Origin of the sequence: Rhizobium sp. SJZ105 (assembly GCF_007828365.1) — a bacterium.
Lineage (GTDB): Bacteria > Pseudomonadota > Alphaproteobacteria > Rhizobiales > Rhizobiaceae > Agrobacterium > Agrobacterium tumefaciens.
This window is the reverse complement of the sequence record NZ_VIUP01000007.1, coordinates 164,700-187,395: the sequence shown is the minus strand read 5'-3', so window position 1 is coordinate 187,395 and position 22,696 is coordinate 164,700. Positions and strand designations below refer to the sequence as shown.

General features: G+C 57.7%; 20 protein-coding genes. 11 read left to right on the top strand and 9 right to left on the bottom strand.

What is annotated here, in order from left to right:
- Positions 1-25 precede the first annotated feature (25 nt).
- The 3 genes from FB593_RS20105 to FB593_RS20095 form a co-directional block, all read right to left on the bottom strand.
- Positions 26-283 carry a DUF2312 domain-containing protein gene (locus FB593_RS20105; RefSeq protein WP_006314683.1) on the bottom strand — a complete coding sequence of 86 codons (258 nt, stop codon included), beginning with the start codon at positions 281-283 and terminating at the stop codon, positions 26-28.
- A 151-nt stretch (positions 284-434) separates the two neighbouring features.
- Positions 435-740, bottom strand: a complete 306-nt coding sequence (locus tag FB593_RS20100; RefSeq protein ID WP_035199673.1) for a DUF1244 domain-containing protein — start codon at positions 738-740, stop codon at positions 435-437.
- Positions 741-755: 15 nt separating this feature from the next.
- On the bottom strand, positions 756-1,544 hold the full coding sequence (locus FB593_RS20095; protein ID WP_035199675.1) for an N-formylglutamate amidohydrolase: 789 nt from the start codon (positions 1,542-1,544) through the stop codon (positions 756-758).
- Positions 1,545-1,817: 273 nt separating this feature from the next.
- Here FB593_RS20095 and FB593_RS20090 point away from each other — a divergent pair, with 273 nt between their 5' ends.
- Entirely contained in the window at positions 1,818-2,222 is a 405-nt protein-coding gene (locus FB593_RS20090; RefSeq protein ID WP_370647635.1) for a DUF1036 domain-containing protein, read from the top strand.
- The gene (pyk, locus tag FB593_RS20085; RefSeq protein WP_003511440.1) at positions 2,222-3,661 is read left to right on the top strand and encodes a pyruvate kinase; all 1,440 of its coding nucleotides are present in this window, start codon (positions 2,222-2,224) and stop codon (positions 3,659-3,661) included. The genes FB593_RS20090 and pyk overlap by 1 nt, the downstream gene beginning before the upstream one ends.
- A gap of 85 nt (positions 3,662-3,746) precedes the next feature.
- Here pyk and FB593_RS20080 read toward each other — a convergent pair whose 3' ends face one another.
- Both FB593_RS20080 and FB593_RS20075 read right to left on the bottom strand, forming a co-directional pair.
- Positions 3,747-5,654, bottom strand: coding sequence for a DUF882 domain-containing protein (locus tag FB593_RS20080; protein ID WP_003511441.1), 1,908 nt, complete (start codon positions 5,652-5,654; stop codon positions 3,747-3,749).
- Between the two features lie 176 nt (positions 5,655-5,830).
- A complete protein-coding gene (locus tag FB593_RS20075; RefSeq protein ID WP_035199677.1) occupies positions 5,831-7,375 on the bottom strand; it encodes a sigma-54-dependent transcriptional regulator in 1,545 nt (514 codons plus the stop codon).
- A gap of 169 nt (positions 7,376-7,544) precedes the next feature.
- On the opposite strand from FB593_RS20075, the gene FB593_RS20070 reads away from it, so the two are divergent.
- Together FB593_RS20070 and FB593_RS20065 are read left to right on the top strand one after the other, a co-directional pair.
- On the top strand, positions 7,545-9,395 hold the full coding sequence (locus FB593_RS20070; RefSeq protein WP_035199679.1) for a M3 family oligoendopeptidase: 1,851 nt from the start codon (positions 7,545-7,547) through the stop codon (positions 9,393-9,395).
- Between the two features lie 42 nt (positions 9,396-9,437).
- Positions 9,438-10,073 carry an aminotransferase class IV family protein gene (locus FB593_RS20065; RefSeq protein ID WP_035199681.1) on the top strand — a complete coding sequence of 212 codons (636 nt, stop codon included), beginning with the start codon at positions 9,438-9,440 and terminating at the stop codon, positions 10,071-10,073.
- On the opposite strand, the gene FB593_RS20060 is transcribed toward FB593_RS20065, so the two are convergent.
- Entirely contained in the window at positions 10,070-10,978 is a 909-nt protein-coding gene (locus FB593_RS20060) for a sensor domain-containing diguanylate cyclase (protein ID WP_003511446.1), read from the bottom strand. The genes FB593_RS20065 and FB593_RS20060 overlap by 4 nt on opposite strands.
- A gap of 323 nt (positions 10,979-11,301) precedes the next feature.
- On the opposite strand from FB593_RS20060, the gene FB593_RS20055 reads away from it, so the two are divergent.
- From FB593_RS20055 to FB593_RS20030, 6 genes are all read left to right on the top strand, one after another.
- Positions 11,302-12,747: a homospermidine synthase gene (locus FB593_RS20055; protein ID WP_019564920.1), complete on the top strand. Its 1,446-nt coding sequence runs from the start codon at positions 11,302-11,304 to the stop codon at positions 12,745-12,747.
- Positions 12,748-12,895: 148 nt separating this feature from the next.
- Positions 12,896-13,270 (top strand): outer membrane lipoprotein Omp10, encoded by a 375-nt coding sequence (omp10, locus tag FB593_RS20050; RefSeq protein WP_003511448.1) that lies wholly within the window; start codon positions 12,896-12,898, stop codon positions 13,268-13,270.
- A gap of 217 nt (positions 13,271-13,487) precedes the next feature.
- Entirely contained in the window at positions 13,488-15,419 is a 1,932-nt protein-coding gene (locus FB593_RS20045) for a 5'-nucleotidase C-terminal domain-containing protein (RefSeq protein WP_035199683.1), read from the top strand.
- A gap of 357 nt (positions 15,420-15,776) precedes the next feature.
- Entirely contained in the window at positions 15,777-16,811 is a 1,035-nt protein-coding gene (hemH, locus tag FB593_RS20040) for a ferrochelatase (protein WP_013761853.1), read from the top strand.
- Positions 16,812-16,871: 60 nt separating this feature from the next.
- The gene (locus tag FB593_RS20035) at positions 16,872-17,921 is read left to right on the top strand and encodes an SPFH domain-containing protein (protein ID WP_013761854.1); all 1,050 of its coding nucleotides are present in this window, start codon (positions 16,872-16,874) and stop codon (positions 17,919-17,921) included.
- A gap of 2 nt (positions 17,922-17,923) precedes the next feature.
- Positions 17,924-18,391 (top strand): NfeD family protein, encoded by a 468-nt coding sequence (locus FB593_RS20030; RefSeq protein WP_035199685.1) that lies wholly within the window; start codon positions 17,924-17,926, stop codon positions 18,389-18,391.
- Positions 18,392-18,394: 3 nt separating this feature from the next.
- Here the strand turns inward: FB593_RS20030 and FB593_RS20025 are convergent, their stop codons facing one another.
- Both FB593_RS20025 and FB593_RS20020 read right to left on the bottom strand, forming a co-directional pair.
- Positions 18,395-19,390: a KpsF/GutQ family sugar-phosphate isomerase gene (locus FB593_RS20025; protein ID WP_035199687.1), complete on the bottom strand. Its 996-nt coding sequence runs from the start codon at positions 19,388-19,390 to the stop codon at positions 18,395-18,397.
- A gap of 60 nt (positions 19,391-19,450) precedes the next feature.
- Positions 19,451-19,816, bottom strand: coding sequence for a PAS domain-containing protein (locus FB593_RS20020; protein WP_013761857.1), 366 nt, complete (start codon positions 19,814-19,816; stop codon positions 19,451-19,453).
- Positions 19,817-20,220: 404 nt separating this feature from the next.
- Here FB593_RS20020 and uppP point away from each other — a divergent pair, with 404 nt between their 5' ends.
- Entirely contained in the window at positions 20,221-21,699 is a 1,479-nt protein-coding gene (gene uppP / locus FB593_RS20010; protein ID WP_111782979.1) for a polysaccharide biosynthesis protein UppP, read from the top strand.
- Between the two features lie 59 nt (positions 21,700-21,758).
- On the opposite strand, the gene galU is transcribed toward uppP, so the two are convergent.
- Entirely contained in the window at positions 21,759-22,646 is an 888-nt protein-coding gene (galU, locus tag FB593_RS20005) for a UTP--glucose-1-phosphate uridylyltransferase GalU (RefSeq protein ID WP_003511458.1), read from the bottom strand.
- Positions 22,647-22,696: the final 50 nt, after the last annotated feature.

The following is a 22,696-nucleotide window of genomic DNA, read 5'->3' as shown; positions in this document are numbered from 1 at the left end:
TTTTCATTGTGGGACCGTCAACCGATCATTCCATGCCAAGCGCAGCCATATAGGTCTGAAGAATGGTTTCTTCCTCGATACGCTCGTTGGCGTCCTTCTTGCGCAGGCGGATGATGGTGCGGATCGCCTTGGTATCGTAGCCACGACCCTTCGCCTCACCCATGACATCCTTGATGTCTCCCTGAATGGCGGCCTTTTCCTCTTCGAGACGCTCGACGCGCTCGATGAATTGACGCAGTTCGGCGGCGGCGACGGTTTCGGTGGTGCTCGTTTCGTCCATCATATCATCCTTCATTGGTAGCAGCTCGGGTGAGCCTTGTTCATTAAATCCAGGCGAAGCCTTCGCCGGTCGCCGCCAGCCGGGCAGCAAAAATTCCGGCCTGTGACCTGCCCACTGACGGGCCTCACGTCAAGTCGTTTCCGTCGATCGGGGGTTATTCCGTTGGCTTGTTCTGCTCAAAGGCAGCTTTCTGGGCGTCGCTCGCCTCCGCCTGATATTTTTCCTTCCACTCCTCATAGGGCATTCCGTAGACGATTTCCCGGGATTGCTCCTTGGTGAGTGCAACGCCGGCCTCGTTAGCGGCATCCCCATACCAGTTGGAAAGGCAATTGCGGCAAAAGCCCGCGAGATTCATCAGGTCGATGTTCTGCACATCGTGACGCTCGCGAAGATGCTCGACGAGACGGCGAAATGCGGCGGCCTCGAATTCAATCTGCTGTTTGTCATTCGGTGTCGTCATGGGGCAGCTCCAGGCTCAGTAGGGGCCGGTGCGAGAGGTGAACAGCTCATATTCATGCAAAATGGGATCGTCGTTCATTGCGGCGAAAATGGGAGCGAGCCGGTCCGACCATTCGGCAATCCCTTCCTCATCCGCGATCAAATCCTGCCGAACTTCAAGAAGCGCATGCGGTATGCCCTTCATCATGCAATGGCGATACATGGTATCGCCCTTCAGCGCCCCGTCATAGGGTTCGTTGTCACCAACGAGAATGTCGCCGGTCGCGCGCAGATGCGCCAGAAGCGGATCGACCGCACGATTATCCGTGTCCCACAGAACCGCCGCATGCCAGGGACGCGGTGTTTCTTTCCAGAACGGCGTGTACGAATGCAGCGACAGAACAAGCGGCGCTTCCCCCGACGACTGCGCTACACCGGTGAGCACGCGATCGACGGCATTGTGATAGGGACGATGAAAAAACTCGATCCGTCTTTGCCATTCATCATCCGAAATCGGGTGGTTGCCGGGGATGATCGCCCCGTCCGAAATCTTCATGATAAGGGTCGGATCGTCCTCGCCGCGATTGGGGTCGATCAGGAGGCGCGAAAATCGTCCAAGCACGGCCGGCACGCCGAGGCGGGCCGCAAGAGAGCGCGTCAGCCCTTCAATGCCAATATCAAATGCGATGTGACGATGAAAAGCGGTTTGCGGAAGGCCAAGTTTGCCGTAGTGTGCCGGCAGGAGGTTCATGGCATGGTCCGCCAGAAGAACCATGCCTTTGTCATAATCGCCTTCTATGATTTCATAGGGTATGAAGTCGTTCATCGATAATTTTCTGGGGCAGGATTGAGGAGAAAAGCTTGATGGCATGGCTTGAGGCCGGGCGCAAGTTTCGGCGACAGAACAGCCATCTACCTTATCGCACTCACGATCCCACGAACAATATAATCGATTAAACTCGCGTTGACTTTCTTTGGCGGCCACGCCAAGAAGTGTGTTCATTATAACCATGGAATCCGGATGGAAGCCGTGACTCAGTCATCTCTCGCTCTTCCTCGCCACTTTCGGCATCTTGCCCGTCTTTTCTCCGCAGCGGCATTGTTTCTGACCCCGTTTGTCTTCGTGGAGGCCGCGCATGCGGATTTCCGCGTCTGCAACAGCACGCAAAACCTCGTGGGGGTCGCAATCGGCTACCGGGCGCAGGACGGCTGGGTCAGTGAAGGTTGGTGGCAGGTCCCCTCCTCTACCTGCGCAACGCTGATAGAGGGTGAGTTGCAGTCGCGTTATTATTATCTTTATGCCGAGGACGCCGCTCACGGCGGCCGCTGGACCGGTGACGTCAACATGTGCGTGGCGGAAAACGAGTTCAAAATCGCCGGCGTAGACGATTGTTATGCCCGCAGCTTCCAGAGAATGGGTTTCAAGGAATATGACACGGGCAGACAGGGCAGCTGGATGGTCCAGCTTTCCGATACGCCAGGCACACAGGGAAATCAAAACTGATGAAGCGTAACCGCAAAGTCAAAATTCTTGCAACTCTCGGCCCCGCCTCTTCCGACGAGGCAATGATCGAAAAGCTGCATCTGGCCGGCGCCGATCTCTTCCGCATCAACATGAGCCATGCGAGCCACGACGTGATGCGGACGCTGATTGAGCGTATTCGCTCCGTCGAAAGCCGTAACGGCCGTCCCATCGGCATTCTGGCCGACTTGCAGGGTCCCAAGCTGCGCGTCGGTAAATTTGCCGAGACCAAGGTTGATCTCGTTCCCGGCCAGACGTTTACGCTGGACAATAACGATACGCCCGGCGACAACACCCGCGTTTTCCTGCCGCATCCTGAAATTCTCGAAGCGGTCAAGCCTGGCCACCGCCTGCTGATCGATGACGGCAAGCTGCATCTGCGCGCTGAGAAGAGCGACGGCAAGAGCATCGTCACCACTGTTGTTTCGGGCACCCGGATTTCCGACCGCAAGGGCATTAGCCTGCCCGACACCCTGCTCGGCGTCGGCGTTCTGACCGACAAGGACCGCGTCGACCTCGACGCCGTTCTTGCAACCAACGAAGTGGACTGGGTTGCCCTTTCCTTCGTTCAGCGCCCGGAAGACCTGGCCGAAGTGCGCAAGATTTCGCGCGGTCGCGTTGGCCTGATGTCCAAGATCGAGAAGCCGCAGGCTATTGAGCGCATCGAAGAAATCATCGAGCTTTCCGACGCATTGATGGTCGCACGCGGCGATCTCGGCGTGGAAATGCCGCTGGAAGCAGTTCCGGGCATCCAGAAACAGCTGACCCGCGCCTGCCGTCGTGCCGGCAAGCCGGTTGTCGTTGCCACACAGATGCTGGAATCGATGATCACAGCTCCGGTTCCGACCCGTGCGGAAGTTTCGGACGTTGCGACTGCCGTATTCGAAGGCGCCGACGCCATCATGCTCTCGGCCGAGTCCGCTTCCGGCGATTATCCGATCGAAGCCGTATCGACCATGGCATCCATCGCCAGCACGGTGGAACAGGACCCCTATTATTCCAACATCATCTACGCGCAGCGCCCACAGCCGGAAGCGACGGGTGCAGACGCCATTTCGCTTGCTGCCCGCCAGATTGCCGAAACGTTGAAGCTCGCCGCGATCGTCACCTACACCTCGTCCGGCACAACGGGTCTGCGCGCCGCGCGCGAGCGGCCACAGGTTCCGATCATTGCGCTTTCGCCGATCATCCAGACCGCACGCCGCCTGTCGGTCGTCTGGGGCCTGCATTGCGTGGTTACCGGTGACGCCAGCGATCTGGACGATATGGTGAACCGCGCTTGTCGCATCGTCGTGTCCGAAGGTTTCGGCAAGCCGGGCGACCGCATCATCATCTCCGCCGGCGTGCCGCTCGGCACCCCGGGCGCGACCAACATGGTGCGCATCGCCTATATCGGTTCGGACGGCCAGAGCGGCGTCTGATATCGCGATATCAAGCATAATAAAAAACCCGCCGTCACCGGCGGGTTTTTTGTTGGCCTTTCGGCCGCATTGCAGAAAGCGGGGCTCAGTGCATCTTCACCGGCGTGCTGAAACGGCTGGACTCGATCGCCGCTGCACCGGGCTTGAAGCTAGCCGATGTGGCGGAAGCCGACATGTCGTGGCTGAGCATACGGTTGGCGACGACGCGCGGCGCCTTCACCGAACGGCCGGTCGAGCCCTTGTTCTGGTTGAGCGCCCAGTCAGAGATCAGATCCTGCGTCAGACGACCACCGCCGACCATGGCCTGATGGGAAACGGCGGCATCCTGCCTGCTCGGGCGTGAGCCCTTGGTCGGTAAGCCGGCCGTCAGCCCACCATTGATGGAAGGTTTCAGATCAAAGGCGTCACCGAAACCTGCCTCTGGCTCAGCCTTAGCCGTTTCGGCGGGCGCGACTGTAACCTTGTGGTTGACGGCAGCCGGGAACGGCGCGGCTGTCGGCACGGTAGCGGAATTGATCTGCGAACGGGCGGCCTGACCGCTCTGTTCCAGAGCAGCAACCACAGTCGGCGAAAGCGTATCTTTCCGCTCTTCGGCGAGATCTTCGTCGCCTTCCGGATCAGCATTGGCCTGTGCCAGCAGGGCTTCCGCCACAGCCGGACGATTGGCCGGCACCGGAATAGACGCAAGTTCGCCCGTCGCTGCGGGTGTCGCACCATCTGCGGATGCGGTCAGGATCGATCCTTCAGCGTCGCCACGCATGCCACGCGGCCCAAGAAGCGTCGGCACAGGCACGGATACCTCAGCCAGATCGGCAAACTGCTGACGCTCGGCCGGAGCAGAGGTTGGCGTCGGTGTTGTCGCAGCCTGGAGTGCATCCTGCGCCGCATTACGGGCTGGAGAATAAAGCGCGGTGGCAAGGCCCGTATTGGCCGGAGGCTGGTTGCCGAAAGCTGGACGTGCAATGGGCAGCGGCGCAGTGCTCACACCGGGAAGCGGTTGGGCGGAAGCAACGGCGATCGTCGGTTCTGGCTCAGGTGCAGCAGGCGGTGGCGTTGCAGGGCGAGCGACAGCCGGACGTTCTGCGGGCTGCGGCGTAGCGATGCTATCGGGATCTTCATCCTCGTCGCCTCCGCCAAAGAGCGCCTGCAACAGTGTCTTGCGCTTGCCGCCACCACCGGAGGACGCAGGGCCGGCACCGGCGCTGGAAGCAACCTGAATGGAAGAGGAATTGACGCGCTTCTTGTAGTCAGCCAAGGCCTGTTCATAACCGGGAAGCGGATTGCCATCGGAAGGAACGTGCAGCGTATTGCCCTTGGGGAAGATACGCACGAGTTCCTGACGGCTCATGCGCGGCCAGGCACGAACGCCGCCGACATCCATGTGCACGAAGGGAGAACCCGAGGTCGGGTAGAAACCTACGCCGCCAATCTGCATCTGCATGCCGATTTCGCGCAGTGTGGAAAGCTTCACGCCCGGAATGTAGAAATCCATTGCCTTGCCGAGCATATGCTGGCTTTTTTCCGCCACGCCCTTGGTGCGCGTGCGCAGGAGGCCGTTAGTCTCAGGCGAACGGAAGGCCGACACAACGTTGATGTAATCGGTCGCGCCACTGCGGCGGTAGACTTCCCAGACAAGATCGAAAAGACGCGGATCCATCCGCGTCGGCTGGTTACGACGCCAGTCACGCAAAAAGCGGTTCAGCTCCTGCAGACCCTTCTGGTCGTATTTTCCGTTGCGCTTGAAGGTTATGACCGCCTTCTCGCGTGTATGGATATAATACAGTTTAAGACTGCGCGTTTCGGCGAAAGCTTCCGTCGCCGAGACACCTGCGAATGGCATTGCGGCGAGCATCAAGCAGGCAAAAGTGACAGCGCGTGCCGACAGCTTCGTGCATATATCCTTGATCAAGCCGCGCGCGATCTTGGTCGACAGCGCGATATTTCGATGCAGATATGGCAATTCGATCCCCGCCTGGAAGACAATTTCTGTCACATTGCCTCAAATGAACGTCAAATACGGTGACACGATGGCAAAATTGCCACACAGATGCAACCTTCCTCTATATAGTGAATCAGCCACTAACAAGAGGTTTATAGACGGTAAGCGGATATCCTTGCTCAGAAGTTAACGAATCTTGCTATCTGCCGTCGAACAGGCGGTTTGTGCAATCAGGCCGCATCCCGCAACGGATCGTCCGGATCAATGCCATAGTCCTTCAGCTTGCGATAAAGCGTCGAGCGGCCGATACCAAGTTTCCTTGCGACCTGACTCATCTGCCCGCGATAAAAACGAAGGGCAAAACGGATAAGCTCCTCTTCGATCTCGGCCAGCTTCCTGATATTGCCTGAGTCGTCCATGCTGGAGATCAGGTTTCCTCCCCGGTATATCGTGGTGGAAATATCTGACGCCTCATCCAGAATGGCGTGACTTTCGGCGACCGGCGGCGGCGGAGAATATGCGGCGAGTTTCAGCGACGATCCAGACGGCGACCGGATCGACTCACCCGCATCGTCCCCACCTGCGAATTCTGGCAATTGCAGCGCGATTTGCGGAAAATCGGAATCAGCCAGTTCCTCGCCCTGCGACAGCACGACGGCGCGGAAGACCGCATTTTCAAGCTGGCGGATATTGCCCGGCCAGTCATAGGCCGTTAGCAGTGCCAGCGCGCTAGCATCGAGGCCGACGGGATTTGGCAATTTCTGTTCCACCGAAAAACGCTCCGCGAACACCCGTGCCAGATGGGGAATATCCTCCTTGCGCCGGCGCAACGCCGGAATGGTGATAGGAAAGACGTTGAGGCGATAATACAGGTCCTCGCGGAAGCGGCCTTCCTTCACCTCTTCGATGAGATTCTTGTTGGTGGCGGAAATCAGGCGGACATTCACCTTCTGCACACGCGCGGAACCGACAGTTTCGATTTCGCCCTGCTGAACCGCCCGCAGTAGCTTTACCTGCACGTCGAGCGGCAGATCACCGATTTCATCGAGGAACAGCGTTCCGCCATCGGCTTCCATGAACTTGCCAACGTGTTTTTCCGTGGCTCCGGTAAAAGCGCCCTTCTCGTGACCGAAAAGAATACTCTCCACCAGATTGTGCGGGATAGCGCCGCAATTGACGGTGATGAATGGTTTGTTCGCCCTGTCGCCAGCCGACTGGATTGCACGGGCGACCATTTCCTTGCCGACGCCGGATTCGCCTTCCAGTACCACGGGAATGCTGGACTGGGCGGCGCGCTGCGCCAGTTCTATCACCCTCAGCATGGCCGGGCTTGCGGAAACGATATCAGTAAAATTCACGGCATTGCTCCGTCCGCGCCTGCCCGTGCGGGCCTTTGCCTCTCTCCTGTCGAGCTTGAGGGCATTGGAGATGGCGGCGCCGATCCGTTCCGGCGAGACCGGCTTGACGACGAAATCGAAGGCGCCGGCGCGCATGGCCTGCACGACGGTATCGATGCCGCCCTGCCCCGTCTGGACGATGACCGGGACGTCGGTGCCGAGTTCGCCAACGGCTTTCAGGAAGGCGAGGCCATCCATTTCCGGCATCATCAGGTCGAGGACGACAACATTGATCTCGCCGCTATATTGCTTGAGCAGCTCCAGCCCCGCCCTGCCGTTTTCTGCAAGCAAGGCCAGATGCCCATAACGTTCCACCGCATTTTTGAGCAGGCGGCGCTGGACGGGATCATCGTCTATCACGAGAACATGCGCGGTCATTTTTGGCTCCGGTTTCCGGTTTATGGACCTGCGTCATGCGGTCCCTTGTGGCGCACTCTGGCACGGGAGATTTGAACATCCAGTTTTGAGATTTGCTTGCATTTTATCCATTGCTGCGGGAAACAAAGGCCCCATATGCTGCGCAGGCATAACGACAAGGACGCGTTCGATGACCCTCAATCGCCCAACACCGCACCCCGTATTTTCGCTTGCCGAAACCTCCGGCCCTGCCCTTGGCGACCTGCCCGGCTGGAAACTCTCGGATCTCTATCCCTCGGGCGATTCGCCGGAATACAAGGGCGACATTGAGAAGGCGGCGGCGCTGGCGGCGGCTTTCGAGGATAAATGGAAGGGCAAGCTTGAAGACGCTGCAAAGGCGACGGGCGCCAACGGCATCGGCGCTGCTCTCAAGGAATATGAAGCGTTGGACGATCTTATCGGCCGCATCGGTTCCTTTGCGGGGCTGACGTATTTTTCAGATACCTCCAACCCGGCAAACGGCAAGCTTTACGGCGACGCCCAGGCGAAACTGACGGATATTTCCGCCCATCTGCTGTTCTTTACGCTTGAACTGAACCGCATCGACGACGCCGTAATGGATGCCTGCATGGCAAACGATGCCTTAGCTGGGCACTACAGGCCGTGGCTGGTGGATTTGCGTAAGGACAAGCCGCACCAGCTCGATGACCAGCTCGAACAGCTATTCCTCGAAAAATCGATGACGAGTGCCAGCGCGTTCAACCGCCTGTTCGATGAGACGATGGCCGACCTGCGCTTCGACATAGACGGCGCAAGCCTTTCGCTGGAAGTAACGCTCAATATGCTTCAGGAGCCGGAGCCGGAAACTCGCAAGAAGGCAGCGCAGGCGCTCAGCACCACCTTCACCAATAATCTGCGGGTCTTCACCCTCATCACCAACACACTGGCCAAGGACAAGGATATTTCCGACCGCTGGCGCAAGTTCGAAGACATCGCCGACAGCCGCCATCTGGCAAACCGTGTGGAGCGCGAGGTCGTAGACGCTCTGGCTGCCGCCGTGAAAAACGCCTATCCGCGCCTTTCGCATCGTTATTACGCCATGAAGGCGAAATGGCTCGGCATGGAACAGATGAACTACTGGGACCGCAACGCGCCGCTTCCCGATACATCGAATACGATAATTCCCTGGGATGAGGCGAAGGACACCGTGCTGTCCGCCTATGGTGATTTTGCGCCGGAGATGGCCGATATTGCCCGCCGGTTCTTCGATGAGCAATGGATCGACGCCCCCGCCCGGCCCGGCAAGGCGCCGGGCGCCTTCGCGCATCCGACCGTGCCTTCGGCCCATCCTTATGTCCTCGTCAACTATCTCGGCAAACCGCGCGACGTGATGACGCTTGCCCATGAGCTTGGCCACGGCGTGCACCAGGTGCTGGCCGGCGACCAAGGCGCGCTGATGTGCGCGACGCCGCTGACGCTTGCCGAAACTGCCTCCGTTTTCGGAGAAATGCTGACCTTCCGCAAATTGCTTGACGACACGAAGGACGTCAGGGAACGCAAGGCCATGCTCGCCCGCAAGGTCGAGGACATGATCAACACGGTCGTGCGACAGATCGCGTTTTATGAATTCGAACGCAAGCTGCACACCGCCCGCAAGCAGGGTGAGTTGACCTCCGAACAGATCGGTGAATTGTGGCTTTCCATTCAGGCCGAGAGCCTCGGCCCGGCGATCAAGATTTCCGAAGGGTATGAGACCTGGTGGACCTACATCCCCCATTTCATCCACTCTCCCTTCTATGTTTATGCCTATGCCTTCGGTGATTGCCTGGTGAACTCGCTGTATGCCGTTTACCAGAAGGCCGAGACCGGCTTTCAGGAGAAATATTTCGAGCTTTTGAAAGCAGGCGGCACCAAGCACCATTCGGAACTTCTGAAACCATTCGGCCTCGATGCGACAGACCCTTCCTTCTGGGACAAGGGTCTTGCCATGATCGAAGGGCTGATCGACGAACTGGAAGCGCTTGACAGCAAACAGGCCTGATTGCCTCCGAAAAATACCGATGACAGGCGACGAGCAAAGGCAATGAAACGCAAACCCGCCGATCTGACCTTGAGAGAAACGCTGCGCTGGGAGCCGCAATCGGGTTTTCAGCGCATTGACCAGCATATGCGCCGGTTATTGCGCTCAGCCGATGCGCTCGGTTTCCGAGCACCGGTCAACGCGGTTCAGGTACTGGAGAAGAAGGTGGGCGGCGAAAGTCCGCTCTGCGTGAAGCTGGTCATGAACTACAAGGGTGAGCTCGATATCGAAACGGCCGAGTTTCGGCCGTTGCAGGAGGGAACCGTCTGGCGGATCCGCATCGCGACGCAAACCAGGCTTGATTCCACCGACACCTTCTATCGCCACAAATCATCGCGCCGGGAACCCTATGATGCCGCCCGCGCCGAATTTTCAGCCGGGGATGCAGACGAGGTTCTGCTGCTCAACGAGCGCGGCGAGTTGTGCGAGGGATCATCGACCAGCATCTTCGTCGAAATGCCGGACGGGCAATTGCTGACGCCGCCGCTCGACAGCGGTATTCTGCCGGGCGTTCTGCGTGCCGATCTCATCCGCCAGCGCAAGGCACGCGGGCAGGCATTGAAGCCGGAGGATATTGCCGGTCGACGGCTGTTCGTGGGAAATTCGCTGCATGGGCTGATTGCGGCGGAGCTGGTCTAAACCGTCACCGCCAAAAGCCGGTCGCGGCCCTTTTCCTTGGCAGCGTAAAGCGCCTGATCGGCGCGCATGAAAACATCGTCGGCACTTTCTGCCATCCGATAGGTCGTCATTCCAGCGGAACAGCTATAGGAAAAATCCGGAAACTCGGCCAGAGGTCTGGAAAGACGCACCTTTTGCAGTAGCCGCTCGACGATCTCCCGGCTCTCAACAACCGAACTGCGCGGCAGGATGAGCATGAATTCCTCACCGCCGATCCTGCCAAAACAATCCACCCGCCGGACGACGGAATGGGCGATCCCGACAAAATCGCGCAGCACCGCATCGCCGCATTTGTGGCCGAAACGATCATTGATGTGCTTGAAAAAGTCGATGTCGAGCGTGCAAAGGCAAAAGGGTGCTTCAAGCCCCTTGCCGACCCGCTCCACCTGTAGCGCGAGTTTGGCGAAAACAAAACGCCGGTTCGCCGTTCCCGTCAATTCGTCGGTCTGCGAGGCGCGCACCGCCAGATCCCGGTCCTGCCGCAGGGTTCTGTAGCCCTGGCGCAATTCGGTGACATCGCTTGCGACACACAGCATCCAGCCATCCTGCTGCACCGTCTCCGTCATCCAGAACCAGCGGCCGTCATACATGTCCATCTCGAAGGCACGATACGGCAGCTTGCCGCGCCGGGACTGCGCCGACAAAAGCCAGCCCTCGAAATCGCTGTTTCTGACGACCACGCCGGTTCGCAGACGGTGGTTCAAGCGCATGATTTCCGCCCAGGTCGAAAAATCATCGTCGGCAAGCTGAAAGCTCTGCCGAAACGACGGGTTGGCATGCCGCAACCGGTCTTCGGAATCGTAAAGTGCAATAAGAACGGGGGTGGCGCTCTGAAGCGCTGCGACACGCTCGATAAGACTATTCAACAGGCAACACTCCTGTGATGACGAAAAGCCCCCTTTTCGTCATCTTGCAAAAGCCCCCAAGCCCTAGGGCATATACACGAAAAGAAGAACTTGATTATAAACGTAGTCTCTAAAATGCGAAGGGGAAGAATGCGGTCGGAAGGTCTCGACTTCAATCTCGCCGGATCGCAACCGCGCAGAACGGGATCACCACACACCAACCCGTCACAACTTTCGCATCCCGGGCTTGCGCCACCGTCATATGTCCGTCATGCACCTGCCCTTTATTGTGGCACGCTTTTATGATCTAGCTTACTTATTGGCTTAAAAAGGAAAAATGACGAATGACGGACGCAAACCATCCGATTTACGGCGATATTGACGGCCCCATCATCATGATCGGCTTCGGCTCCATCGGGCGCGGCACTCTTCCGTTGATCGAACGTCATTTCAACTTCGACAAGACCAGGCTCGTCGTCATCGACCCGCGCGAGGATATCGCAGCGTATCTGGCCGAGAGAAACATTCGCCATATCCGTACGCATCTGACCAAAGAAAACTACAAGGAGGTGCTCAAGCCACTCCTTAAAGGGGTTCAGGGTCAGGGCTTCTGCGTCAATCTTTCGGTCGATGCCGCATCCGTCGATCTGATGAGGCTCTGCCGCAAACATGGCATGCTCTACATCGACACCGTAGTGGAGCCGTGGCCCGGCTTTTACTTCGATGCAGACGCCGACAATGCCTCCCGTACCAATTATTCGCTGCGCGAGACCATGCTGAAAGAAAAGGCTCGGAAACCGGGCGGCACAACGGCCGTTTCCACCTGCGGCGCAAATCCCGGCATGGTGTCCTGGTTCGTAAAACAGGCGCTGGTCAATCTCGCCAAGGATAGCGGTCTCGACATCGAAGAGCCGCGACCGCATGACCAGCAGGCATGGGCAAAGCTCATGCAGCAGCTCGGCGTCAAGGGCGTGCATGTGGCAGAGCGCGATACGCAGCGGGCAAAAAATCCCAAGCCATTCGGCGCATTCTGGAACACCTGGTCCGTCGAGGGTTTTATCGCCGAAGGTTTTCAGCCCGCCGAACTCGGCTGGGGAACGCATGAAAACTGGATGCCAAAAAACGCGAAAAAACAAAAAAAGGGCAGCAAGGCAGCGATCTATCTCGATCAGCCCGGCGCCAATACGCGGGTACGGACATGGTGTCCCGGACAAGGGCCGCAATATGGATTTCTGGTCACCCACAACGAGGCGATCTCGATTTCCGACTATTTCACCGTCCGCAATGACGATGGCGATCTGATCTACCGGCCCACCTGTCACTATGCCTACCACCCCTGCAACGACGCCGTCCTTTCCCTGCACGAACTTTTCGGTAATGGCGGCACGCCGCAGCCGATCCAGCATGTGCTTGGCGAAGACGAGCTTGTCGATGGTGCCGACGAGCTGGGTGTTCTTCTCTACGGCCATGACAAAAATGCCTATTGGTATGGCTCGCGGCTAACCTTGCAGGAGGCACGGGCGCTCGCCCCCAGCCAGAACGCGACCGGATTGCAGGTCAGCTCCGCGGTACTGGCCGGAATGGTCTGGGCGCTGGAAAATCCGCAAGCCGGCATCGTCGAGGCGGATGAAATGGATTATCGCCGTTGCCTTGAGGTGCAGCGTCCCTATCTTGGACCGGTCGAAGGACATTACACGGACTGGACGCCGCTCGACGGTCGCCCGGGACTGTTTCCAGACAATATCGACACCTCGGATCCCTGGCAGTTCCGCAACATCCTCGTGCGCTGAGGGCATGGCGTCTCATATTTGTCACGCAGGTGTTTTCATGACGGATGTCAGGAACCCGGGAGAGCAAACAACGTTGCCTTGAAATAAATAACGCTTCACGGCATGGTCGAAACATCAGGGTTTCATCGAATCGCAGGAGAACAGGCTCATGAACTTCAAGACAAGCGCTGCTTTGCTTTGTGCCGCAATCGCGGTGTCTTCATGCGTTGCGCCGGGTCCCTCCCAGCAGACGTCGATGGCACCCTCGCTTGCCCGCGGCCCGGCCGTGGATGGCCGCTGGATCGACCGCAACGGCATCGTATCGACATTCCAGAACGGTGCTTTCTCCACCCGTTCGACCGATACCAACACGCTTCTCGCATCCGGCACCTATGTTACGATTTCGCCGACGCTCTATGAGATCAACATGACGTCATTGGTGCGCAACACGCAATCGCGCGTCAACTGCGCGCTCGTCTCCCCGTCGCAACTGAATTGCACGACAGACAGCAACAGCCAGTTCTCGCTAACGCGTCAGGGCTGATAACACAGACTTTTCAATGGCATGAGCTTTTAAAACGCACGCCTCAAGTGTGCGTTTTGCTTTATTGCGCCACTGTCACAATTTCCGCTTGCGGCAGCTGCCGCTAAATGGAAACATCGCGCTTTGAAAGACTGACATACTTTCAGACTAGAGAATGAGCACGGCCTGATGATGATCGACCGGCCAAGGCTTCCGCTTTGAACAGGAGAGAGGGACCATGAAGAAAATTTTGAGACTGAGTATGCTGAGCGTTTCCGCGATAACGCTTTCAGCCGGAGCGGCTCTGGCCGACTACGAACTCAACATTCTTCACATTAACGATTTTCACTCCCGTATCGAATCGATCAATAAATTCGACTCGACCTGCTCAGCGGAAGAGGAAGGCAAAAACGAATGCTTTGGCGGCGCCGCGCGCCTCTTGACCGCAATCAACCAGACAAGGGACGCGCTCAAGGCTCAAGGCAAGAACGTTCTCCTGCTCAATGCCGGCGACAATTTTCAAGGCTCGCTGTTCTACACCACCTACAAGGGTACCGTTGAAGCCGAAGTGCTGAACGCCATGAAGTTCGACGCCATGACCGTCGGCAACCATGAATTCGACGATAGCGAAGACGGGCTTGCGGGCTTCCTCGACAAGGTTCAGTTTCCGGTCGTGACCGCCAATGTGGTTGCCAGCGCCGCCTCGAAAATCGGCGATCGCGTCAAGCCGTCCATCGTCCTTGAAGTCGGCGGCCAGAAAATCGGTATTGTCGGCGCTGTCGCCAACGACACGGCGGAACTTGCGACCCCCGGCCCCAACATCACCATTGCGGAAGATGTCGCGAAAATCAGCGAACAGGTGCAGAAGCTGAAAGGCGAGGGTGTCAACAAGATCATTGCCCTGACCCATGTCGGATATCCGCGCGACCTCGAATTCATCGCGAAAATCCCGGATGTGGACGTCGTTGTCGGCGGCCACTCGCATACGTTGCTCTCCAACACCGATCAGAAGGCCGAAGGGCCTTATCCGACACTCGTCGACAATCCCGGCGGCTACAAGGTTCCGGTCGTTCAGGCAGGGCAATACAGCAAATACCTGGGTGACCTGCGCGTCGTCTTCGATGACAGCGGCGTGGTCAAGGAAAGCAAGGGCGATCCGATCCTGATCGATTCATCCTTCAAACCCGACGAAGCAACGCTCAAGCGTATCGATGAACTGAAAGCACCAATCGAGGCGTTGAAATCGAAGGTCGTCGGCACTTCGGAAGGCCCGATCGAAGGTGACCGCAAGGTTTGCCGCGTCAAAGAATGCTCTATGGGTAATCTGGTAGCGGATGCGACCCTGGCCCGCGTCAAGGATCAGGGCGTCACCATCGCTTTCGCAAATAGCGGTGGCCTGCGCTCCTCCATCGATAGCGGCGATGTCTCGATGGGCGAAGTCCTGACGGTTCTGCCGTTCCAGAACACGGTCGCGACTTTCCAGCTGAAGGGCGAGGATATTCGCGCTGCCCTCGAAAACGGCGTCAGCCAGATCGACGATGGCGCAGGTCGTTTCATGCAGGTTTCAGGCATGAAATATTCCTTCGACCGCTCCAAGCCGGCCGGCAGCCGTGTTACTGCGGTCGAGGTCAAGGAGGGCGACGCTTTCGTGCCTCTCGACCCGGCAAAGACCTACACTGTTGCGGCGAATAATTACGTTCGCACCGGCGGCGATGGCTTCAAGGTATTCGCGACCAAGGCGATCAACGCCTATGACTTCGGCCCCAACCTCGAAGAGGCTGTAGCTGCATATATTACGGCCAACAGCCCCTATAAGCCCTTCACGGACGGCCGCATCACTGAAGTGACGCCTGCCGGTTATGTAGCTCCGGCAAAGCCCGCTGCACCAGCGCCTGCCGCAACAGCACCGGCGGCAACTGCAACCGCTCCGGCCGCCACACCGGCCCCGGCTCCCACAGCACCTGCCGCGACCGCACCTGCCACCACCACGCCGGCAGCGGCCGCGGCTGCCGCCAGCAAATATGTTGTCGCAAAGGGCGATTCGCTCTGGAAGATCGCGGCGGAGAAGTATGGCGACGGTGCCCTTTGGACCAGGATTGCCAAGGCAAACACGCTGAAGCATCCGAACCATATCGAGATCGGCGAGGAACTGGAGGTTCCGGCTCAATAAGCCGCGAACACATACAGACAGGGCAATTTGCCGCAGATGGGAAGCCGGCCTCGCACCATGAGGCCGGCTTCTTATTTTCCCTTTAAAAACAGATCATTACAGGCTGCGTTTTATCAAAAGACAATGCGTCCGTTACCGCACCTCGGAAATCACCTCCGCAGGTGGTTCAATCCTTACAAATTTCGTCTAGAACACGTGAACAAATTGACGGCACGAGCATATAGCTTGAGCATTTCCGGCAAAACCGCGTCACGGTTTGCGTCCGGCCATGTATAAAAACAAAAAATGGAGCGTTTCCGCCCTTTATCCCAAACGGAAACGTTCTCACGCAACCAGTACGAGTTCAGGGTGTCATTCATGACGACAGAATTATCCGCACTTCCCGTAGACCATCCCCGCGTAAGATTTGGCAAGGTTGGCGTTCTGCTTGTCAATCTTGGCACGCCGGATGGTACGGACTATTGGCCGATGCGCCGTTATCTGGCGGAATTTCTGAGCGACAAACGCGTGATCGAATGGTCGCGCCTCTACTGGTATCCGATCCTGTACGGCATCGTCCTCAACAAGCGCCCGCAGAAGGTCGGCAAGGCCTATGAGGCAATCTGGAACCGCGATCGCAACGAAAGCTATCTGCGCACCTATACCCGAAGCCAAGGCGAACTGATGGCACAGGCGCTGAAGGATTTGCCGAATGTCGTCGTTGACTGGGCCATGCGCTACGGCCAGCCTTCCATCGCCTCGAAAATCGACGCGCTGAAGGAGCAGGGATGCGAGAAAATCCTGCTATTCCCGCTCTATCCGCAATATGCCGCATCGACCACGGCGACGGTGAACGACAAGGCTTTCGAACATCTGATGAAGCTGCGCTGGCAGCCCGCCATCCGGACCGTTCCGCCCTATCATGACGATCCTGCCTATATCGAGGGGCTTGCCGCCTCCGTCAAAAACCATCTGGCAACGCTGGACTGGGAACCGGAGATGCTGATCACCTCCTTCCACGGCATTCCGCAATCCTACTTCAGGAAGGGCGATCCCTATTATTGCCACTGCCAGAAGACCGCCCGTCTGCTGAAGGAAGCGCTGGGACGGACCGAGAAGAACTTCATGATCACCTTCCAGTCGCGTTTTGGGCCAGAAGAATGGCTGCAGCCCTATACCGACAAGACCATGGAAAAGCTGGCATCCGAGGGCATCAAACGCATCGCCGTCATGAACCCCGGTTTCGTATCGGATTGTCTTGAAACGCTGGAGGAAATTGCCGGTGAGGCCGGAGAAATCTTCCTGCACAATGGCGGCGAGAAATTCACCCACATCCCGTGTCTCAACGACAGCGTAGAGGGTATGACAGTTCTCGAAAAGGTTGTACGACAAGAGTTGCAAGGTTGGGTGTAATCTTGCCATAACGATGCGGGTGTAAGATCCCAAAAGGTTGTGGTGCTGGAGGAAGAAGTGATGATTGCATTGGGCGGTTTCGATATCGTCGTCATAGCGGCGGTTGTTTTGGTCATTCTGGTGCTCTTTGCCGGCATCAAGACCGTACCGCAGGGACATCGCTACACGGTTGAACGGTTCGGGCGCTACACCCGCACACTCGAGCCGGGCCTCAACCTCATCGTGCCGTTCTTCGAAAGCATCGGTTCGAAGATGAATGTGATGGAGCAGGTTCTGCATATACCGACACAGGAAGTTATCACCCGCGATAATGCCAGTGTCTCGGCTGATGCCGTCACTTTCTATCAGGTCCTGAATGCCGCACAGGCCGCTTACCAGATTACCAATCTGGAAATGGCGATTGAAAACCTCACCATGACCAACATCCGCTCGGTAATGGGCTCGATGGATCTCGATGAGTTATTGTCGAACCGTGATGCCATCAACGATCGCCTGCTGCGCGTGGTGGACGAGGCGGTGGGACCATGGGGTATCAAGGTCACGCGCATCGAGATAAAAGATATCGCGCCGCCGAAAGATCTCGTCGATTCCATGGCTAGGCAGATGAAGGCGGAGCGTGAAAAACGCGCGCAGGTGCTGGAGGCCGAGGGCGCCCGCAATGCTCAGATTCTGCGCGCAGAGGGCGCAAAACAATCTGCCATTCTCGAGGCGGAAGGCCAGCGCGAAGCGGCGTTCCGCGATGCCGAGGCCCGCGAGCGTCTGGCCGAGGCCGAAGCCAACGCCACCCGCATGGTGTCGGAAGCCATCGCTGCCGGCAATGTCCACGCGATCAATTACTTCGTTGCCCAGAAATATACCGAAGCGCTCTCCAGTATCGGTACCGCCAAAAACTCGAAAATCGTGTTGATGCCGATGGAGGCGTCTGCGTTGATCGGCTCGCTCGGCGGCATAGGGGCAATCGCCCGTGACGTTTTCGGCGACAAGGGCGATGCACCAACGGCGCCTGCCGTCCCCGCATCTTCCCGCTCGGTGCCGCCGTCGCGGCCTTCGGCCCAGGCCATCAACGTGACAATTCCCGGTAATCCCTTCGGCTCTTCATCGGAGAAGTGACGATGCTGCAACGGCTTGCCACGGAACTGGGACCATGGAGCTGGTGGATTGCCGGCTTCATTCTGCTGGCTGCCGAGCTGGTCGCTCCGGGCGTGTTTCTGATCTGGATTGGCATTGCCGCGCTGGTGATCGGCGCGCTCTCCCTGCTGTTCTGGGATGCCGCATTCTGGGCGTGGCAATTGCAACTGGTGCTGTTTGCCGCCCTCTCCATCGCCTTCGCCCTGCTTGGCAGGAAATATTTCGGCAAAAACCGTGAGGCAAGCGACGAACCCTTCCTCAATCAGCGGGAAGCCAGCCTTGTTGGCCGCACAGCGACCCTGCAGGAGCCGGTTGTCGAAGGGCGCGGCCGCATAAGGCTGGACGATACCTGGTGGTCCGTTAACGGTGAGGACATGCCAGCAGGAACACGTGTCAGGATCGCAGCTGCGCGTGGCCGCACCCTGACAATAGAGCCGCTCGACCGCTCATAGCGATCAGGCCACACCGATTCTCAACAGATCGTGGAAATGCACCAGCCCTATCGGCCGGTTATCGTCATCAACGACGATCAGCGCACCGATGTGGAATTTTTCCAGCGTCGCGAGAGCGCTGGTCGCCAGCACCGATTTTTTGACCGTTTTCGGAGTACGGGTCATGATGTCGTCCACCGTCAATTCAGCGAGGTTGCGCGACAGGTTGCGCGCCATATCGCCCTCGGTGACGATGCCACACAGACGGCCATCCTCGTCCAGAATACCGACGCAGCCGAAATGCTTGCGGGAAAGAACACTGACTGCTTCCGGCATGGAAGTTCCCTTGCCGACTAGCGGCACCCGGTCGCCGGTATGCATGATATCGCTGACCAGCGTAAGGCCCGCGCCCAGTTTGCCGCCGGGGTGAAACACCTTGAAATCACCGGCAGTGAAATTGCGTGCTTCCAGAAGCGCAACGGCAAGGGCATCGCCAAGTGCCAGCTGCATCAATGTGGAGGTGGTAGGCGCAAGACCGAGCGGGCAGGCTTCCTGTTCATTGGGAACCAGAAGCACGATATCGGCTGCCTTCGCCAGCGATGCACTCTCCGAACAGGTAAGTGCAATCAGCGGGATGGAGAAACGGCGCGAATAGTTGATGATGCTACGCAGCTCTGAACTTTCACCGCCTTTGGAGATCGCCAGCACCACATCATCGCCGCCGATCATGCCCAGATCGCCATGGTTGGCCTCTGCCGCATGCACGAAAAATGCAGGCGTTCCGGTGGAGGCGAAGGTGGCCGCGAGCTTGGCGCCTATGTGGCCGCTTTTACCAACACCGGTGATGATGAGGCGGCCATTAGACTGGCCGATCGTCTCGATCGCCTTGCAGAAAGGTTCGGAAAGCCCGTTTTTGAGGGCCTCTTCAAGAGCGGCAAGGCCAGCCCTCTCCATCGAAATCGTCCGCACGGCGGATTCAATCGCATTGTCTTCAACCAGTTTCACGGCTCTCGTAATCATGGCCGACTGTTACTATTTCAACTGGAATAAGTCCACTCTACAGCCGAAAATTGCCGCTCTTTAGTGACGCAGGTTCGGCGGAGAAATCTCCTCCATCGTTCCCATCCGCTTGAAAGGGATGTTCTCTTCATCGACCAAATATCGCCCGACTGTCCTAATCCACGAGATAGAGCCGTCATCACGGCGCACAGCATATTCCTGATGGTAAAAGCTGGCGGCCTTGAGCGTCGTGAGCGCAGTTTCGATCACATGATTGCGATGGCCGATATCCACTTTTTCGAGCATCTGGAAAATGCTGATGCCCTGCATCGCCTGCCGCAAAGGAATGCCCAAGAGTTCAGCGCAGACTTCGTCTAGATAGAATCGGTCATTGGTAATATCCCAGCAATAAAAACCGACCTGCTTGACGTTCAAAACGGGATTCATGAAACGACGCTGTGACACAAAATAAAAATCAATTGGATTGCTAAAATAAAACGGATGAGTTCCACCCAATCATAGGGCGATTCCGTATCAAAATGAAACGTTTAAATCTGATCATATTCGAAATATTGGGCATCTCGGCAAATTTTCTTCAGTCGCGGTGCCGAAGCGGCCAGATCGAACTAGGAAGCCCCCCAGCTTTGCCGCAGCCACAGATGTGGTGAAATCCGGGAGGTCTTTATCAACTGTTAACCATAAAAATCCTATTGTTAAAGCGATATTAAAACTTGCGTCGCGTGTCTGGTCTCTGGGTCGTCCACTTCATCCGTCTGCCGCTCATTCGGCTTCAGGAAATGCTGAGACGAACTTTCGATCCGACATCGGCCAAATGCGCCGGGTGAAGAGGAATGATTGTGAAGGGCACCGCCACACGTCTGCCGACGTCGCGGAAAGCAGCAACCCTGCTGCTGCTTGCCTGTACGCTTCTCTACACCCCGGGAACTGTTTTCGCGCAAACAGCGGCCACGCGGCTGCCGGTCGCAGTTCCATCCGGCGATGCAACGCCGACAGAGAACCCCACAACGACAACTGAAAACGAGGCAAGCATGGTGCGAGCAGCACCGCAACAGCAACTATGGCGCCCCTCGAATAATCCGGGCGACCCGATTTCCGAACAGCGGGAAGAAGCGGGCCAGCCTTATGCCGACGCGGAAAACCCATATGAGCCAACGGTAGACGGCGGTGAAAACCCGCAAAGAGCCACCGAACCCGGACAAACCCCCGGTATCCGGCTCGGTACATTCCTGCTGCGGCCTTCGATCAGCCAGACGATCAATACGGAAAAGCAGACGAACACCGGCGGCCCTTCCAGACGTAACTACCTAACGACAGGTATTCGCGGCACACTAACCAGCGACTGGTCCCGCCATGCGCTGACTGTAACAGGCGATGGAGCCTGGGAGAAAAATTTCGGCAGCAAGAATGGTGAAGAGCCGAGGGCGCGGATAGAAGCCGATCTGCGCCTCGATCTCGGCGAAGAAACGACGGCTAATCTCAAGGCGGGTTACGAATTCAGTCGTGAAGGCACTACGGACCCCAACGCTTTGACTGGCGCTGCCGTGCAGGGCGGAGAACACCGTTTCACGACCGGCGCATCGATCCAACGGGATTTCGGCAAGCTGCGCGGGCTAGCGGCGCTCGATCTGTCGCGTACGGTCTACACGGATGCAAAGGGCATAAACGGCCAGCCGATCAGTCTTAGCGATCGCGACCAGAACGGCGCGAACCTGCGCGGCCGTATCGGCTACGAATTGTCACCGGCCCTGATCCCGTTCCTCGAATTGAACGCGGGAACGACCAAATATGACAGGCGCCTGGACAATACCGGTTACGCACGGTCCTCGAATTCCTACGGCGCCAAAATTGGAGCCGAGGTCGATCTTGGCGAGAAGACCCGCGGCGAGGCCGCCATCGGCTATCTACGTAAACAATATGACGACGACCGCATCGCTTCCATCGGCGCGCTGACACTGGACGGCGAACTGAACTGGTCGCCGCAGCGCGGCACCAACGTCAATCTTGGCCTGCGCACGACGATAGAGGATTTCGCCGGCGGACCACAGGGCGGCTGGATTTCCTATCGGCTGGATGCCGGGCTGACCCATGAATTGCGCAGCAATCTGGTCGCGCGGCTGACCGGGCAGATCGTGCACCGGACATTTCCCTCCTCCGATATCGAGGATGCCGTGGAATACACCGCAGGCGCTGGCTTGACCTGGGGGCTGAACCGCTATCTCGATCTGACGGCGGACGTTAGTTATCAGTGGACGCCAATTTATGACAGCAACGAACTGCGCGTCGGCGCGGGGCTTGTCCTGAAACGATAACGTTGCCCCAAACAGAAATCCCGGCGCGAAGGCCGGGATCCCGTTGTCCAGTTGGTAAATTACTTCAGTCCGTCGATAAGAGCCTTGATCGGCTCCTCGATTGCGGGGCGGATGTCAGCGCGTTCGAGCGCGAAAGCAACGTTGGCAAGAATGAAACCGTCCTTGGCGCCGCAATCGAACGTCTGCCCGCGGAAATGATAGCCAGCGAATTCCTGGGACTTGGCAAGCGTCAACATGCCGTCCGTCAGCTGGATTTCGTTGCCGGCGCCCCGTTCCTGATTTTCCAGAATGTCGAAAATCTCAGGCTGAAGGATGTAGCGACCGTTGATGTAGAAATTCGAAGGTGCCGTACCCTTGGCAGGCTTCTCGACCATTTCAGTGATCTTGAAACCCTCGCCCACGGCGTTACCCACGCCGACGATGCCGTATTTATGCGTCTGATCGGGAGCGCATTCCTGCACCGCGATGACGTTGCCGGCGGTCTGGTCATAAAGTTCGACCATGCCCTTGAGGCAGCTTTTCTGTGAATGCATGATCATATCAGGCAGCAGCACGGCGAAAGGTTCGTCGCCGACGATATCACGCGCACACCAGACCGCATGGCCAAGACCAAGCGGCACCTGCTGACGCGTGAAGCTTGCCGTGCCCGCCTTGGGCAGAAGGCCGGCCAGCAATGTAAGCTCGGCATTCTTGTTGCGCTCGCGCAGCATTTGTTCGAGTTCAAATTGAATATCAAAATAATCTTCAATCACCGCCTTGCCGCGGCCGGTGACAAATACAAAATGCTCGATGCCCGCTTCCGCCGCCTCGTCGACGACGTATTGAATGACCGGCTTGTCAACGACAGTGAGCATTTCTTTCGGAACCGCCTTGGTTGCGGGCAGGAAACGCGTACCCAGACCTGCGACCGGAAATACGGCCTTCCGAATTTTCTTATGTTCTACCACATATCCCTCCTGAGAGATAAAACTTGATCACAATCCCCGCACAGTGTTGT